The organism is Streptomyces sp. NPDC001920 (assembly GCF_053594495.1).
The window spans coordinates 15315-29539 of record NZ_JBSFEP010000015.1; the positions used below are offsets into that span (position 1 = coordinate 15315).

A 14225-nucleotide genomic window follows, 5' to 3' on the forward strand; every position below is an offset into this window, starting at 1 on the left:
GAGCCGCTCGTACGGGCTCCTCCCCAGTGAAGGTCCCCGCGCCCGCGCCCGCACCCCGGTCGTCACCCGATCGGCCTTTCCCCCGTGGTGACCGCGCCCTCGCGGTCCGATGGTCGTACCGACCGCAGAACACGATCGCGGAACACGCGAGAAGTGGGGTACGGCAGCCATGAGCCAGCAGCAGCCGCAGTCGCAGTCGCGAGCGACCGACGCCGCCCACAGCCCCTCGGGAACCTCCGGGCCACCGGACTCACGCGCCGCCCACCCGGAGCGGCCCTGGGCCGAGGGCGGACCCGCCCCGGCCCCGAGCCCCGCCCCCGCGCCCGGCTGGGCGACCGGCGGTCTCGTCTTCGCCGGTGTCCTGATGGTGGTGAACGGCCTGCTGGCCGTCCTCCAGGGCATCTCCGCGATCGCCGAGGACGATGTGTACGGCCGTATCGGCGACTACGTCTTCGAGATGAACCTCACCGGGTGGGGCTGGACCCTGCTCGTCCTCGGCGTCGTGGTGGCGGCGGTCGGCTTCGGCATCCTCAGGGGCGCCTGGTGGGCCCGGGTCACCGGCATCTTCGTGGCGTCCCTCGGGCTGGTGCTGCACTTCCTCTTCCTGCCGTACACGCCCGCCTGGTCGGTGATCATGGTCGGTATCGACTTCTTCGTGATCCTGGCCCTCGCCCTGGCCCCGGACGTCCCGGAGACCGACGCCACGGACTCCCGAGGCTCCGCTAGCGCTTCGCGGCGCGAGCACGCCTGAGCAGCTCGCCGATCCTGGCCTGGTCCTTGCGGCCGTTCAGCTCTGCCAGCAGCTCGTCCGGGCAGAGCTCGTAGAAGTCGCCCCAGAACCGGCGGCCGTGGTTGTCCCAGATGCGGTAGCCGCCGGGCACCCCCCGGGCCACATAGCGTCGTCTGCTCAATCCGCCCCCTGACCTGACACGCCCGGCGGGTGCTGGGCGTTCCGGTCAGGGTGACACGGTGTGACCGTCCCGGCACCCGAATATCCCGGTGCGGTGCGGTGCGGACACCCCCCAGGCGGTCAGATGCCGCCGCCTCCGAAGGACCCGCTCTTGCCGGGCTGCCAGCGCCTGCGGTGCTGGTCCTCGCTGCGCCTGCTGCCCGCGTGGTGCAGTTCGTGCGGCAGGAGCCGTTCCTTGCCCTCCGCGTGCGGCACCTCGTCCGGCTCCCTCACCTCGCGGACCTCATGGACCGGCCCGGTGTCGGGGAGGTGTGGCTGCTCCTCGGCCTTGGGCCGGGGCAGTTCTCGATCACGGACCCGCATGCCGAGCTGCACGGCCCAGATCAGTGCGCCTGCGATGAACAGGCCACCCACGAAGGCGGCGATCACGTTGAACACTTCGCCCGACGCGGCCGCTAGTACAAAGGTCGCCGTACTCATGCCCCAATTATCACCGAAACGGACGAATAGGCGCCTTGAGAGACGGCCTCCTTCAACTCACCGCCGGGTCCCCCGCCCCGCCCGCCTCCTCGTCACCCAGTTCCTGGAACAGGGTCAGCTGGAGCGCGCCGGGAGCCTCCAGGCGGGAGTTGAGGGAGTTCCAGGGTGTCCGGGTCGGCTCGGCGAGGACCTCCGCTCCGGCCGCCGCCAGCCGGGCCGTGGCGGCGGTGGAGTCGTCCACCTGGAAGGCGACCCGGATGTGGCCGGCCACCCTGCGGCCCACCTCGACCTCGTCGATGAACCCGGCGTGATGGGGATCGGTCAGCTCCAGGGTGGCCCGCCCGGCGTCGAGGATGGTGACCCGGCCGTCCGCCGAGGCGAACGCGGCCTGCTCGGGGAGGCCGAGCACATCCCGGTAGAAGCGCAGCGCCTCGTCGTAGTCGGCCGCGGTGACGACCAGGCGCAGTTCGCGTACGGGGGGTCGGGCCGGTGTGCCGGACATGGGGGCTCCTCCTCGCCGCCTCGCAGCCGTCGGCTCTCCGACGGTCGTGCCAGGGGAACCGTGGCGCCCGGTGATCTGATTCCCCACGGGGCCGGCGGACCTGCTCCGGCGGTCGCGTCGCGAGGTTCCCACCTGAACGGGCCGCCGCCCGCACCGAACCGGCCGGGCGGTGGCCCCGGGCCCCTTGACGCGGCCCGGTTCCACCACCCGGCGGGGTGTCAGCCGGCGTTCTTGCCGAGCAGCTTGTTCATCTCCCGGATCTCGGCGGTCTGGGTGGTGATGATCGTGTCCGCCAACTCGCGCGCCGGACCGTACTCACCCTTCTTCTTCTCGGTGGTGGCCATCTCCACCGCGCCCTCGTGGTGCTCGATCATCATGGTCAGGAACATGGTGTCGAAGCCCTTGCCGGACGCCTTCATCAGCTGGTCCATGGCCTTGCCGTCCATCATCCCGGCCATGCCGGAACCGTCGGAGTGACCGCCGGAGTGGTCCATGCCGGGGGACGCCGAGGGCACGTCCTCGCCCCAGGTCTTCAGCCACCCCGACATGGTGGCGATCTCCGGGGCCTGGGCCTTCTCGATGCGGGCGGCGAGGTCCTCGACCTGGGCCGAGGAGGCGCGGTCGGCGGCCATCTCCGCCATCTGCACGGCCTGCTGGTGGTGCGGGATCATGCCCTGCGCGAAGGTGACGTCCTGGTCGTTGTGGGCGGCGGCCTGCGCGTTCGACGAGGAGGGCTTGCCGGCCGGAGCGGCGGAGCCGGAGCCGCCGTCGCCACCGCAGGCGGCGAGGACGAGGGCGGTGGTGGCCGCCGTCGCGGTCAGGGCGGCGCGGCGGGCGAGGGTACGTGTGCTGGTCATGCTGAGAACTCCTGCGGGGTACGGGTGTCGCCGCGCTCGCCCTGAGGGCGTTCCAGGCGCGGCATGGGCATGGCTGACCGCCGTGCGCCCGTGGGTCACGGGGACGGCTCGGCCTTGTCCTAGGTCCGCAGGATCTGCAGTTCGGCCAGTGAGGGCGGCGCGCGCCCGCCCTTCGGGGGCGCGGCCACAAAACGACCGCCGAGGTCCACGCCGACGGCCGCCCCGGACGGATCGGGCACCAGGGCCGGCAGCACCGGGCCCGCCCCGACGGCACCGGAGGCGCAGGTCGGATCGGCGTGCAGGGCGTGGCCGCCGCCGGCATCGCCGCCGTGGCAGACGGATTCGTCGGTCGGGGGCTGCGTAGGGGCGCTCGCGGCGTGCGCGTGGGGGTGAGGGGCGGAGGCGGCGGCGAACGCGTCGCCGGGTGCGAGCCCGTGCATCGCGAACAGCCCGGCGAGCAGCCCGAGCAGCACGAGCACGCGCCACGGCCCCGTGATGGGGAGCCGTGGCGCATGGTGGCGCTGCGCGCGGGCCGTCATGCCCTCATCGTACGTACGCGGTCCGCGGTCGGTTCACACGCGCCGTGCGTCGCGGACCGCGACCTGGGTGCCCCCGTGGGCCACGACGAGCCGCCCGGCGGAGGCGAAGGACCACCTCAGGGGATCGTGTTGCCTTCGGAATCATGAGTCCCGACGTAAGGCCGCATGGGCGCGCCCCCACGCCGTCCCCGGTCCGCCCCCGCGTCGGCGACGGACTTTGCCTTCTCTTTACAACCCGCCCACCGGCCGCCTCGTCTCTCCGCTCGACCCGTCACCCAGGCCCGCCACAGACCGGGCGAACGACGAAAGAGAGCGACCCCATGCGCCGCACCCTCCTCAGTGCCGCGGCACTGACCTGCACCGCCCTGCTGGCGAGCACCGCCCCCGCCTTCGCCACCACGGGCACGCCCACTCCGGCACCCGCCACGCCGACCACCGCCCCCTCGGCCACCGCCGCACCGACGCCCACCGCCGAACCGAGCGCCCGGCCGAGCACCAGCGCGTCCCCCGTCCCCACGGCACCGCCCTCCGCCGAACCGACCCGGGCCCCGGGCGGCGGCCAGGTCTCCCGCGTACCGTCCGGCGCGCCCGACACCGGGGTGACCGCGTCGACCTCGGGATCCGCCACCCCGGGCGGCGGGCTGGTCGCCGGGGGTGCGGCCGCGCTCCTGCTGGCCGGCGGCGCGACCACGTTCGTCGTCCGGCGCCGGCGGGCCACCGGGGAATGACCTCCCTGTCCAGGCGCGCGTTCGGCACGGCCGCGCTGGCCTCGGTGCTGGTGGGCTGCGGTGGCGACGCGGCGGAGCGGGACACGCAGGCGGGCTCCCGCAGGAGGAGGGGCGCGGAGCCGTCCGGGAAGGACGCCTCCCCCTCGTCCGGCGCGAACTCCCCGCGCATCCTCGGCCGTTCGGACCCGGTCCGCCTGAGGATCCCGGCGATCGCGGTCGACACCCCGGTCATACGGCTGGGGCTGGCGCCGGACGGCACCGTGGAGGTGCCGCCGATCACCGCCGACGACCGTGTGGGCTGGTACCGGCACTCACCGACGCCGGGTCAGATCGGCCCGTGCGTCGTGCTCGGCCATGTCACGGTCGGCAGGTACGGGGACGGGGTGTTCCGGCGGCTGGACCGCCTGCATCGCGGCGACCGCATCGTCGTGGGCCGCGAGGACGGCGCCGCGGCCGAGTTCGCCGTCAGCGCCGTACGGACCGTGGCCAAGGCGGACTTCCCGGCGCGGGACGTCTACGGGGACGTGGCCCGCCCCGAACTGCGGCTGATCACGTGCGGGGGCCCGCGCAAGGGCGACGAGTACCGGGACAACGTGATCGTCTTCGCCGAGCTGAACGCCACGTCCCCCTGACATCTCCCGCCAGGCCGGCACGGACGGGGTGCCGGGGCCGCGGAACGTACGCCGACGGCCCGGCATCTCCTCCTGCGCAGGCTTCCTCACGACCATGGAGCGCGTTGAAACGGTCCCGCGACACGGCAGCGTCCGAGCTGTTCGCCGCCCTGTATCCACGCCTCGCAGGCTGGTGCCGCCGTCTCGTCGACGACGACGAGACGGCCCACGAGATCGCCTCCGAGGCGTTCACCAGGCTGTGGGCGCGGTGGAGCCGGGTGGACGAGCCGCGCGGCTTCCTCTACGTCACCGCGGCCAACCTGGTGCGGGACCACTGGCGCAAGCTGGAGCGTGAGCGCAGGGCGATGCGGCGGGTCTCCTCGGAAGCGGCCGTCAACTGCCATACGGAACAGGCGGATCCGTCCGTACGCCTGCTGGTCCAGTCGCTGCCGGAGCGACTGCGCGTCCCGATCCTCCTGCACTACTACGCTGACATGCCGATCCGGGAGGTGTCCGTGCTGACCGGACGCAAGGAAGGAACCGTCAAGGCCGACCTCCACGCGGCCCGCGAACTGCTCCGCGCCCACCTGAGGAGAAGCCTTGACCACACGCTTTGACGACGAGGAGGAGGGCCTCGAGTTCGCCGCGGACGACCCCTTGGCGGTGATCCTGCGGCCCCCCTCGCCCGAGCACCTCGCCCCGCCCCCCGGCCGCTACGAGACGATCCGCCGGACGGCCTCCCGGCGCCGTCTGCTGCGTACGGCGGCGGGTCTGGGCGCGGCCTGCGCGGTCACCGCCCTGCTCGCGGTGCCGCTGTACCTCGCCAGGCCCGACACCTCCCCGTCCCCGGCGCCCCCGCTGGCCCCGGCGCCCACGAGCACACCGACGACCACCTACGAACCGTCACCGCACCCCACCCCGGCGCCGACCTCCGGCACGGGCACACCCACCCCGACGGTGCCGCCGAGGCCGGCCGACTCCGCCACGCCCACGAGCGACGGGGCCGGCGGGCCCCGGACCCCGAGCGGCTCGCTCCCCACCTCCGAGCCGTCGACCTCCGCGCCGACACCGACCTCACCGGCCACCCGGACGCCGCCGACGGCACGGGCCGAACCGTCGGCGGACCCGGCCGCGGCCACGCCGGACGTCAGTACCGGAAGCCGATGACCCCGAAGCCCGGGCGCTGCACCGCGTGCCTCATCCAGCCGAGGCACTGCATGACGGCCTCCACGACCTCGGGCTCCAGCGGCGGCGCCTGACCCGACGCGTCGACCGCGCGCTTGGTCGCCTCGAACTGCTCCAGCGCCCGCGCGATGTCCTCGGGCCCCCACTGGCCGCAGCCCGGTACGTAGGTGTACGGCAGGGGAGCGGGCAGGCCGCTGTAGCCGAACTCCTCGACGGACACCGCGGTGATGCCCAGCGCCTTCAGCCCCTGGTCGACCTGCGTCAGCCAGTCCCCCCGATGCGGTGTGAAGCAACTGTTGTCCAGGAACGATCCGGTGAGCGAGCACAGCCGCTCATAGGCGTAGCCGTACTGGAACGCGTGATCCTCGTCCTCGCTGAAGGGGCCCCCGTGGACGACCGCGCGCAGCGCCTCGTACGCCGTGGGGGCGCCCTGGTCGATCTCATGGCGGAAGTCGCGGTCGGACCGCTCCAGCCGGTCCCCGAAGCTGTCGCGGATCACGTGCAGCAACTGCTCGTCGCGGGATCCGACCAGGGCCCGCGTGGCGGCCACGTCCAGCAGATAGACGCTGAGAGAAGAACTCATACGACGAACCTAGGCCACGCCACTGACAATCGGTCCGCGGCGAACTGCGCCCCCGCACGCGGATCCTGACGCCCACCGGGTCGGCGCGCCGTGCCGGGGAGCCGAAGCACCACCGGCCCCGGGACCGTCGAGGAAGCGGCGCCCGGCGCCTGTCCTCCCGGTGCGGTTGCGCCGCCCGCCCACGGCCCCAAGCATGGGCTCGGGGGAACACGGCAGGGGCGGCCCGGGAGGACGACCGGCATGACAGACGACGACCCGCCGCTGCGCTGCCTGGTCACCGGTGCCACCGGGTATCTGGGCGGCCGGCTCGTACCCGAACTGCTCGCGGCCGGGTACTCCGTGCGCTGTCTGGCCCGCTCACCGGGCAAGCTGCGGGACCATCCGTGGGCCGGGCAGGCGGAGGCGGTCCGCGGGGACGTCACGGACGAGGAGTCCGTACGCGCGGCGATGGAGGGCATGGACGTCGCGTACTACCTGGTCCACGCCCTGGGCACCGGGCCTGGCTTCGAGGAGACGGACCGGCGCGCGGCCCGGGTCTTCGGCGAGCAGGCGCGCGCCGCGGGAGTCCGGCGGATCGTCTACCTGGGCGGGCTGGCCCCCGCCGGGGTCCCCGAGCACGCGCTCTCGCCCCACCTGCGCTCCCGCACCGAGGTCGGCCGGATCCTCCTGGCCTCGGGGGTCCCGACCGCCGTCCTGCGGGCCGCGGTGACCATCGGGTCGGGTTCGGCCTCGTTCGAGATGCTGCGGTATCTGACCGAGCGGCTTCCCGTGATGGTGACCCCGAGCTGGGTGCGCACCCGTATCCAGCCGATCGCCGTCCGCGACGTGCTCCGCCTCCTGGTGGGGTGCGCGCGGCTGCCGTACGACGTGAACCGCGCCTTCGACATCGGCGGGCCGGACGTCCTCACCTACGAGCAGATGATGCGCCGGTACGCCGTCGCCGCCGGACTGCGCAGGCGTGTCATCCTGCCCGTCCCGCTGCTCACCCCCCGGCTGTCCAGCCTCTGGGTCGGGCTGGTCACGCCGGTGCCGGGCGGCCTGGCCCGCCCGCTGGTGGAGTCGCTCAGGCACGAAGTGGTGTGCGCGGAACGGGACATCGTCCGGTACGTGCCGGACCCGCCGGAGGGCCCGGTCGGCCTCGACCAGGCGATCCGGCTGGCCCTGCGCCGTGTGCAGGACGCGGACGTGGCCACCCGGTGGTCCTCGGCGTCGACCCCGTACGCCCCCAGCGACCCGCTGCCCACGGACCCCGACTGGGCGGGCGGCAGCCTCTACACGGATCACCGTGAGCGCACGGTCGCGGCGTCCCCGCAGGCGCTGTGGCGGGTGGTCGAGGCGATCGGCGGCGAGAACGGCTGGTACTCCTCGCCGCTGGCCTGGTCCCTGCGTGGATGGCTGGACACGCTGGTGGGCGGGGTGGGGCTGCGCCGGGGCCGCCGCGACGCGACCCGGCTGCGGATCGGCGACAGCCTGGACTTCTGGCGGGTGGAGGAGATCGAGCGGGGCAGGCTGCTGCGGCTGCGCGCGGAGATGCGGCTGCCGGGTCTGGCCTGGCTGGAGATGTCCGTCGAGAAGGATCCGCGAGGGCGTACGGTCTACCGGCAGCGGGCGCTGTTCCACCCGCACGGCCTGGCCGGACACGCGTACTGGTGGGGCGTGGCGCCCTTCCACGCGGCCATCTTCGGCGGGATGGCCCGCAACATCGCCGCCGCGGCGGAGTCGACCGCGTTGCGCTGAGGGCGGCCGGGGGCCCGAAGGACCGGCGTGCCGGCGCCCATGCAGGCACCGGCGTGAGGCCCCAGGCAGGCACCGGCGTGAGGCCCCAGGCCGGCACCGGCGTGAGGCCCCCTCAGCCGGCCCCGTGGGGAGCCCGCCGTGCCGTGCTCTCGCGCACGACGAGCCGGGTCGGGACGAGCGTCGTGCCGTGCGCGGCACCGTCGTGCCGCATCTTGATCAGGACGCCCTCGACGCAGAGGCGGCCCACCTCGGCGAAGTCCTGGTGGATCGTGGTCAGCGGGGGCAGGAAGGACGCGGCCTCGGGGATGTCGTCGAAGCCGATCACGCTGACGTCGTCGGGCACCCTGCGGCCGCGCTCGTGCAGGGCGCGCAGCAGCCCGAGCGCCATCTGGTCGTTGGCGGCGAACACCGCCGTGCACTCCCGCTCCTCCGCGAGCCGCAGACCGGCCCGGTAGCCGGACTCGGCCGACCAGTCGCCGCGCACCAGGGGCGGTGGGACCGCGCCCGCCGCCACGAGGGTGCCGTGCCAGGCGTCGGCGCGGCGCTGGGCGGCGAAGGAGCCCTCCGGCCCGGCCAGGTGCCACACCGTGTCGTGACCGAGGTCCAGCAGATGCCGTACGGCCTCGCGGGCGCCGCCCGCCTGGTCGGTGTCGACGACGGTGTAGCGGTCGCCGGCGTCCGAGTCGGCGACCACGACCTGGACGCCGGGCGGCAGCGAGATGGTCGCCGCGTCGAGCAGATGGATCTCCATGATGACGATGACCGCGTCCACGGCCAGTTCCCCGAGGCGGGAGAAGGCGCCGTTGACCTCGTCCTGGGTGGGCACGGCGAGGGGCAGCAGCGTGACGGCGTACCCGTGCTCGGCGGCGCAGGTGGCGATCGCCTCCAGGGTGCGGATGTTGCCCATGGTGGACAGCGAGAAGGTGATCACGCCGAGGGTGCGGAACTCCCCGCGGCGCAGGGCCCGTGCGGCGCTGTTGGGCCGGTAGCCCAGCTCGCGCATGGCGTCCAGGACCTGTCGGCGGGTCTCCTCGGTCACCCCGGGGAAGCCGTTGGAGACGCGGGAGACCGTCTGGGAGGAGACGCCGGCGAGCTGTGCGACGTCGGCCATGGAGGCGCCCTGGCGGGGACGGGCGGCACGTTTCCTCGTACGGCCTCCGGCCCGGCCCGTGCCCACCGGGGCCTTGTCACCGTCCACTGCACCCACCTGCCCTCGCCCCTTCACCCCGCGACCGGCGTGAACTTTCGGTCCGGAACGACTCCTTGACCCCTGAGATTCGGACAGTGTAGACATCCGGCCAGTGGATGTTTACGTAAACATCGCCTAGTCGGAATCGTACGAGAAGGCGCCAAACCCGCACCAGTCGCATCACGTAGGTCCCGTTCTCTGCGTCCGCCGGACACCCGGCACGCAGAAGAGTTGGAGTACTCGACATGGCACACCGCACCCGCAAGAGAAGGCTCCTCGGGGCCATCGGCGTCACCCTGGCGACCGGCACCGTCCTGGCCACGACCACCCTGCCCGCCGCGCACGCCGAGACGACGTCTCAGGCGGCCGCCGCGGTGACGGTCCGGCCCGACCCCTCCTACAAGCAGGAGAGGTTCGAGGGCTGGGGCACCAGTCTGGTCTGGTTCGCCAACGCCACCGGCGACTACCCGCCCGCGATACGCGAGAAGCTGTACAAGCTGCTCTTCGGCGACGAGGGCCTCGCCCTGAACATCGCCCGCTACAACATCGGCGGCGGCAACGCCCCGGACGTCAAGGACTACCTGCGCGCGGGCGGCGCGGTCGAGGGCTGGTGGAAGGCGCCGGCGGGCACCACCCGCGAGGACGTCGACTGGTGGGACGCCGAGGACCCGGGCGACTGGAACAGGAACGCCGACAGGACGCAGCGCTGGTGGGTCGACCGCATCAAGAAGGACATCACCCACTGGGAGACCTTCAGCAACTCGCCGCCCTGGTTCATGACCGAGAGCGGCTACGTCTCCGGCAACTTCGACGCGGGCAAGGACCAGTTGAAGCCCGAGTCCGTCGAGGACTTCGCCGAATACCTGGTGGGTGCCACCGAGCGGCTGGAGAAGGCGCACGGCATCAAGGTCGACACCCTCGACCCCTTCAACGAGCCGAACACCGACTACTGGGGCACCAGGCTCGGCCCGGACGGCGAGCCCACCGGTGGCCGCCAGGAAGGCGCCCACATGGGCCCCGAGCTCCAGCAGAAGGTGCTCCGCGCGCTGGCCCCGGTCCTGGAGAAGTCCCGTACGCACGCGGAGATATCCGCGATGGACGAGACCAACCCCGGCACCTTCGCCACCAACTGGAACTCCTACCCCCAGGAGGTCCGCGACCTGGTCGGCCAGATGAACGTCCACACCTACGGCACCGGCGGGCGCACCACCGTCCGCGACCTGGCCAAGGCCGCCGGCAAGCCGCTGTGGATGAGCGAGGTCGAGGGCGACTGGGGCGACGGCCAGAGCTTCACCGACATGCGGCCGGGCCTGGGCCTCGCCCAGCGCATCGTCGACGACCTGCGCGAACTGGAGCCCCGCGCCTGGGTGTTCTGGCAGCCCGTCGAGGACTACGACAACATGAAGCCGGGCGGTGAGTCGGCGAAGGGCGGCAACTGGGGCGAGATCCAGCTGCCGTTCAGCTGCACCTCCAAGGACACCCTGGAGACCTGCCCGGTCCACACCAACACCAAGTTCGACACCGCCCGTAACTTCACGCACTACATCAAGCCCGGCGACCGGCTGATCAAGACGAACGACACCTCCAGCACCGCGGCCGTCTCCCGCAAGGGCGACGCGGCGACCGTCGTCCACGTCAACAGCACCGCCGAGGCGCGTGACGTCACGCTCGACCTGTCGAAGTTCGGCCGGGTCTCCTCCCGCGCCACCGTCACCCCGGTGGTGACCAGCGCCGACGGCAAGCTGGAGAAGCAGAAGCCGGTCCGGGTCGGCGGCAAGCAGGCCACGGTGACCGTGCCGGCCCAGTCGGTGACGTCCTTCCTCGTCAGGGGTGTCTCGGGGGTCGCCGGGGACGCGGCCGAACTGCGCGAGGGCCGCACCTACCGGCTGACCGGCGTCCAGAGCGGCAAGGACCTCAGCCTCGCCGACAACGGCACCGGACTGGTCATCAAGAGCGCGAACGCCTCCGACCCGAGCGGCGGGCGGTGGCGGGTGGAGAAGATCACCGGCAGCGACAACCGCAAGCGGTACGTCCTGTCCGAGGCGACCGAGGACAAGCGCCTGGCGGTGCGTGACGGCGCGCTGGTGGCCGAGCCCGACGAGGGCCGTCGCGACAGCGCCGCCCAGTGGATCATGTCCACCACCGGCGACGGCACCTGGACCCTCGTCAACGCCGGCACCGGCCGCCTCGCGGACGTGGGCGGCCAGTCCACCGACGAGGGCGCCGCGGTGGGCGTCTGGCTGCCCAACTCCGGCACGAACCAGCGCTGGAAGGTCACCGACGTCACCGGAGGGTGACGACAGCGCTCCTGCCTCCGTGACACCCCCGCCCGCCGCCGTACCGACATCCCTCGGCGGTCGTGGCGGGGGTGTCGTGTCCTCGGCTGTCGTCGATGACGCCGCTCCCCGGTCGACGCGGGAGTGAAGGCGGCGACAGCACGGCCCGCGGTCTCGCGCAGCTGTCACCCGTCCGGTGCGGTCCGAGCGTCCACGGGACGTCCGAGCAAGGCGGCCATCGTCTCGGCGGCCCGTACGGCGGCGTCCCCGCAGCAGTTGTTGAACAGCACGTGGAGCCGCTCGACCCGGTCGGCGAGAACGCGCAGGCGCGGCAGCCATTCGGCGAGCTCGTCGCCGCCGTAGGTGTGCCGGAACCGTTCCTCCTTGCTTCCGGTGCCCCAGGCCGCACTGCGTCCGTGGAACCGGACGACCGACAGCCGGGAGGAGGTGACGGGCGTCACGGGCGGTATGGAGGACGGGAGCGTCCGGTTCATGTCGACGGCCACGGTCGCCATGCCGTACCGGGTGAGCAGCGCGCACGTGTCGCGCTCCTGTCCCTCCCGCCACCACGCCGGGTGCCGGAACTCCACGGCGAGGGGCCAGCCTCGGGTGCGCCGGGCGGTGGCCGCCAGGAACGCCTCGGCCTCGGGCCCCGGCCGGAACCACGGGGGGAACTGGAACAGCACGCACCCCAGCCGGCCGGCCTGCCGCAGCGGCGCGATCCCGGCGGCGAACCGCGCCCACACCGCGTCGAGCACCCCCGGATCCCGGGCGTTCGGGGGCAGGCCGTCCGGCATCACCGCACTGCGGGTGGGGTGCCCGGTCAGCAGGGAGAAGGCCTTCACGTCGAAGACGAACCCGTCCGGGGTCCGCTCCACCCACAGCCGGCTGTTCCGTTCACCGGGCAGGGCGTAGTACGACGCGTCGACCTCCACGACGGCGAAGCGCTCCGCGTAGTGCCGTAACCGCCCTTCGGCGTCCCGCCGCCCCGCCGGGTACCAGCCGCTGTTCACCAGCGCCCGGTCGGTCCACGAGCACGTGCCCACGAGGATCTCGCCCATGGCGTGCGGTTACCCAGTCCGCCTACCGGCAGACAACCCTTCCGTCCGCCGTCGCGTCAGTCCACAACGGGACCGACCGGAACGCCAGTTCACATCCTTCTCATGACCGATGAAATCCGCCCGCCTGTTCGATAACATGATCGACCTTACGATGATCGTTCTCATTTACTAACAAATCGGCTGATGAATTGATATCCAGAGCATCGCGGTCTTTCTCGCGAATCAACGTCAAAACCCTGTTCGTCGCGTGGCGTCGGCCGAGGGTGCTGCTGTGGACCGCGGCGACCGTGGTGGCGGTCGGATTCCTCGTCGCACTGGAGATCGCCGCACGGGGCTACGGTGTTCCGGGCCCGGTCACCAATCAGGCACGGGAGGCGATATTCGCCCCCAAGTCAGGTTTCCTGCTGTATGCCGGCATGGCCCTGATGATGGTGGTTCTCACCTGGCGACAGCGGTTCATCGCCCTGGGCGCCGCGATCGGCGTCGATCTAGTCTTCCTGCTGGTGCGTTGGGCGGCCGACCTGAAGACGACCGACGGCCATCCCTTCGGCAACGGCGCGTTGTGGGTGATCCTCGGCGCCGCGGTCGTCGCCGTCACCCGCCGCACCGGCCGGGAACGCCTCCTGCTGCTCAAGGGTGTCGGGCTGGGCCTGTTGCTGGTGGCCGGCCGCAAGACCGGCGACACCTGGCTGCTCATCACCTCCAAGACCCGCCCCACCGTGCTCGACCAGTACGTGGCGACCGCCGACCACGCCCTGGGCAACCCGTCCTGGCTGGTGGGCCGGATGGTCCGGGCGACCGGCCCGGTCGGCGCCCACGTCCTCGACTGGGTCTACGTGCAGCTCGCGGTCGCCGCCGTCGTCGTCGCGCTGTACCAGCTGCGCCACGTGGCGGCCGAACGCCGTTTCCCGCGCCACCATCTGGTGCGTACGTTCCTGGTGATCGGCCTGCTCGGGCCGGGCATCTACATGATCTTCCCGGTCGTCGGACCGATCTTCGCCTACGGGCCCGGCGCGATGGGCACCGGCGGCGGGCAGTGGGCACTGGCCAACCTGTGGCCGGACGTGCCGCCGCCGGCCGGGGGACCGCAGCCGATGCCGTACGACGGGATCACCCCGCGCAACTGCATGCCCAGCCTGCACACGGCGTGGGCCACGGCGATCTTCATCCACTCCCGCAAGGGCCCGCGCGCCCTGCGTTTCGCGGGAACCTTCTGGCTCGTGGCCACACTCGGCGCGACGCTGGGATTCGGCTACCACTACGGCGTGGATCTCGTGGCCGGCGTGGTCTTCGTGATCACGATCGAGGCGGCACTGCGCGCACTCGACCGCGGCTGGGGCCGGGCGGGAATACAGCTGGTCGCCTACGGGGCGACCGTGTTCGCCGCGCTTTTGCTGTCGTACCGCTTTCTGCCGGGGGAAATGGCCGCCCACCCGTGGCTTTTCGGCCCCCTTCTCATTCTGGCCATGGCCTCGGTGGTGTACGGCTATCTGCGGACCACCAGGCAGTGGGAGCCGAATGCCGCACCGGTGAGGCAACCCGCACCACAGCCCGAATTGGTGTGAGG

The 14225-nt window shown here is 72.5% G+C and carries 16 protein-coding genes; 8 read left to right on the forward strand and 8 right to left on the reverse strand.

From position 1 onward, the window contains the following. The first annotated feature begins 169 nt into the window (after positions 1-169). The gene (locus ACWCPI_RS25415) at positions 170-751 is read left to right on the forward strand and encodes a DUF7144 family membrane protein (RefSeq protein ID WP_451040290.1); all 582 of its coding nucleotides are present in this window, start codon (positions 170-172) and stop codon (positions 749-751) included. Here the strand turns inward: ACWCPI_RS25415 and ACWCPI_RS25420 are convergent. The 5 genes from ACWCPI_RS25420 to ACWCPI_RS25440 form a co-directional block, all read right to left on the reverse strand. Beyond that, the gene (locus tag ACWCPI_RS25420; protein WP_451040291.1) at positions 723-911 is read right to left on the reverse strand and encodes a hypothetical protein; all 189 of its coding nucleotides are present in this window, start codon (positions 909-911) and stop codon (positions 723-725) included. The genes ACWCPI_RS25415 and ACWCPI_RS25420 overlap by 29 nt on opposite strands. Positions 912-1030: 119 nt before the next feature. After that, entirely contained in the window at positions 1031-1390 is a 360-nt protein-coding gene (locus ACWCPI_RS25425) for a DUF6479 family protein (RefSeq protein WP_451040292.1), read from the reverse strand. A 52-nt stretch (positions 1391-1442) separates the two neighbouring features. Further along, a complete protein-coding gene (locus ACWCPI_RS25430; RefSeq protein ID WP_451040293.1) occupies positions 1443-1892 on the reverse strand; it encodes a VOC family protein in 450 nt (149 codons plus the stop codon). 218 nt (positions 1893-2110) lie between these two features. Further along, the gene (locus ACWCPI_RS25435; RefSeq protein ID WP_451040294.1) at positions 2111-2749 is read right to left on the reverse strand and encodes a DUF305 domain-containing protein; all 639 of its coding nucleotides are present in this window, start codon (positions 2747-2749) and stop codon (positions 2111-2113) included. Positions 2750-2868: 119 nt separating this feature from the next. Next, positions 2869-3288 (reverse strand): DUF6153 family protein, encoded by a 420-nt coding sequence (locus tag ACWCPI_RS25440; protein ID WP_451040295.1) that lies wholly within the window; start codon positions 3286-3288, stop codon positions 2869-2871. 320 nt (positions 3289-3608) lie between these two features. On the opposite strand from ACWCPI_RS25440, the gene ACWCPI_RS25445 reads away from it, so the two are divergent. The 4 genes from ACWCPI_RS25445 (at position 3609) to ACWCPI_RS25460 (ending at position 5794) form a co-directional block, all read left to right on the forward strand. Next, entirely contained in the window at positions 3609-4016 is a 408-nt protein-coding gene (locus ACWCPI_RS25445) for a sortase-dependent protein (RefSeq protein WP_451040296.1), read from the forward strand. Beyond that, entirely contained in the window at positions 4013-4648 is a 636-nt protein-coding gene (locus ACWCPI_RS25450; protein WP_451040297.1) for a class F sortase, read from the forward strand. The genes ACWCPI_RS25445 and ACWCPI_RS25450 overlap by 4 nt, the downstream gene beginning before the upstream one ends. 104 nt (positions 4649-4752) lie before the next feature. Beyond that, the gene (locus ACWCPI_RS25455) at positions 4753-5244 is read left to right on the forward strand and encodes an RNA polymerase sigma factor (protein WP_451040298.1); all 492 of its coding nucleotides are present in this window, start codon (positions 4753-4755) and stop codon (positions 5242-5244) included. Next, complete coding sequence (locus tag ACWCPI_RS25460) at positions 5228-5794, forward strand: hypothetical protein (protein WP_451040299.1); 567 nt, start codon at positions 5228-5230, stop codon at positions 5792-5794. Before ACWCPI_RS25455 ends, ACWCPI_RS25460 begins: the two co-directional genes overlap by 17 nt. On the opposite strand, the gene ACWCPI_RS25465 is transcribed toward ACWCPI_RS25460, so the two are convergent. Next, a complete protein-coding gene (locus ACWCPI_RS25465; protein WP_451040300.1) occupies positions 5775-6395 on the reverse strand; it encodes a DUF7691 family protein in 621 nt (206 codons plus the stop codon). The genes ACWCPI_RS25460 and ACWCPI_RS25465 overlap by 20 nt on opposite strands. 240 nt (positions 6396-6635) lie before the next feature. Between ACWCPI_RS25465 and ACWCPI_RS25470 the strand changes: the two genes are divergently transcribed. Next, a complete protein-coding gene (locus tag ACWCPI_RS25470; RefSeq protein ID WP_451040301.1) occupies positions 6636-8132 on the forward strand; it encodes an SDR family oxidoreductase in 1497 nt (498 codons plus the stop codon). A 112-nt stretch (positions 8133-8244) separates the two neighbouring features. Here ACWCPI_RS25470 and ACWCPI_RS25475 read toward each other — a convergent pair whose 3' ends face one another. Then, positions 8245-9243, reverse strand: coding sequence for a LacI family DNA-binding transcriptional regulator (locus tag ACWCPI_RS25475; protein ID WP_451040458.1), 999 nt, complete (start codon positions 9241-9243; stop codon positions 8245-8247). A 323-nt stretch (positions 9244-9566) separates the two neighbouring features. Between ACWCPI_RS25475 and ACWCPI_RS25480 the strand changes: the two genes are divergently transcribed. Then, a complete protein-coding gene (locus ACWCPI_RS25480) occupies positions 9567-11618 on the forward strand; it encodes a glycoside hydrolase (RefSeq protein ID WP_451040302.1) in 2052 nt (683 codons plus the stop codon). Between the two features lie 164 nt (positions 11619-11782). Here ACWCPI_RS25480 and ACWCPI_RS25485 read toward each other — a convergent pair whose 3' ends face one another. After that, complete coding sequence (locus ACWCPI_RS25485; protein ID WP_451040303.1) at positions 11783-12658, reverse strand: DUF72 domain-containing protein; 876 nt, start codon at positions 12656-12658, stop codon at positions 11783-11785. A 188-nt stretch (positions 12659-12846) separates the two neighbouring features. Here ACWCPI_RS25485 and ACWCPI_RS25490 point away from each other — a divergent pair, with 188 nt between their 5' ends. Beyond that, positions 12847-14223, forward strand: coding sequence for a phosphatase PAP2 family protein (locus tag ACWCPI_RS25490; RefSeq protein ID WP_451040304.1), 1377 nt, complete (start codon positions 12847-12849; stop codon positions 14221-14223). The last annotated feature ends 2 nt before the right edge of the window (positions 14224-14225 follow it).

Bases quoted from the DNA above. Each gene is read 5' to 3' on its own strand.
- ACWCPI_RS25425 (WP_451040292.1), bottom strand. From the start codon at position 1,390: ATGAGTACGGCGACCTTTGTACTAGCGGCCGCGTCGGGCGAAGTGTTC.
- ACWCPI_RS25430 (WP_451040293.1), bottom strand. From the start codon at position 1,892: ATGTCCGGCACACCGGCCCGACCCCCCGTACGCGAACTGCGCCTGGTC.
- ACWCPI_RS25440 (WP_451040295.1), bottom strand. From the start codon at position 3,288: ATGACGGCCCGCGCGCAGCGCCACCATGCGCCACGGCTCCCCATCACG.
- ACWCPI_RS25470 (WP_451040301.1), top strand. From the start codon at position 6,636: ATGACAGACGACGACCCGCCGCTGCGCTGCCTGGTCACCGGTGCCACC.
- ACWCPI_RS25465 (WP_451040300.1), bottom strand. From the start codon at position 6,395: ATGAGTTCTTCTCTCAGCGTCTATCTGCTGGACGTGGCCGCCACGCGG.
- ACWCPI_RS25445 (WP_451040296.1), top strand. From the start codon at position 3,609: ATGCGCCGCACCCTCCTCAGTGCCGCGGCACTGACCTGCACCGCCCTG.
- ACWCPI_RS25415 (WP_451040290.1), top strand. From the start codon at position 170: ATGAGCCAGCAGCAGCCGCAGTCGCAGTCGCGAGCGACCGACGCCGCC.
- ACWCPI_RS25480 (WP_451040302.1), top strand. From the start codon at position 9,567: ATGGCACACCGCACCCGCAAGAGAAGGCTCCTCGGGGCCATCGGCGTC.
- ACWCPI_RS25475 (WP_451040458.1), bottom strand. From the start codon at position 9,243: ATGGCCGACGTCGCACAGCTCGCCGGCGTCTCCTCCCAGACGGTCTCC.
- ACWCPI_RS25485 (WP_451040303.1), bottom strand. From the start codon at position 12,658: ATGGGCGAGATCCTCGTGGGCACGTGCTCGTGGACCGACCGGGCGCTG.
- ACWCPI_RS25435 (WP_451040294.1), bottom strand. From the start codon at position 2,749: ATGACCAGCACACGTACCCTCGCCCGCCGCGCCGCCCTGACCGCGACG.
- ACWCPI_RS25450 (WP_451040297.1), top strand. From the start codon at position 4,013: ATGACCTCCCTGTCCAGGCGCGCGTTCGGCACGGCCGCGCTGGCCTCG.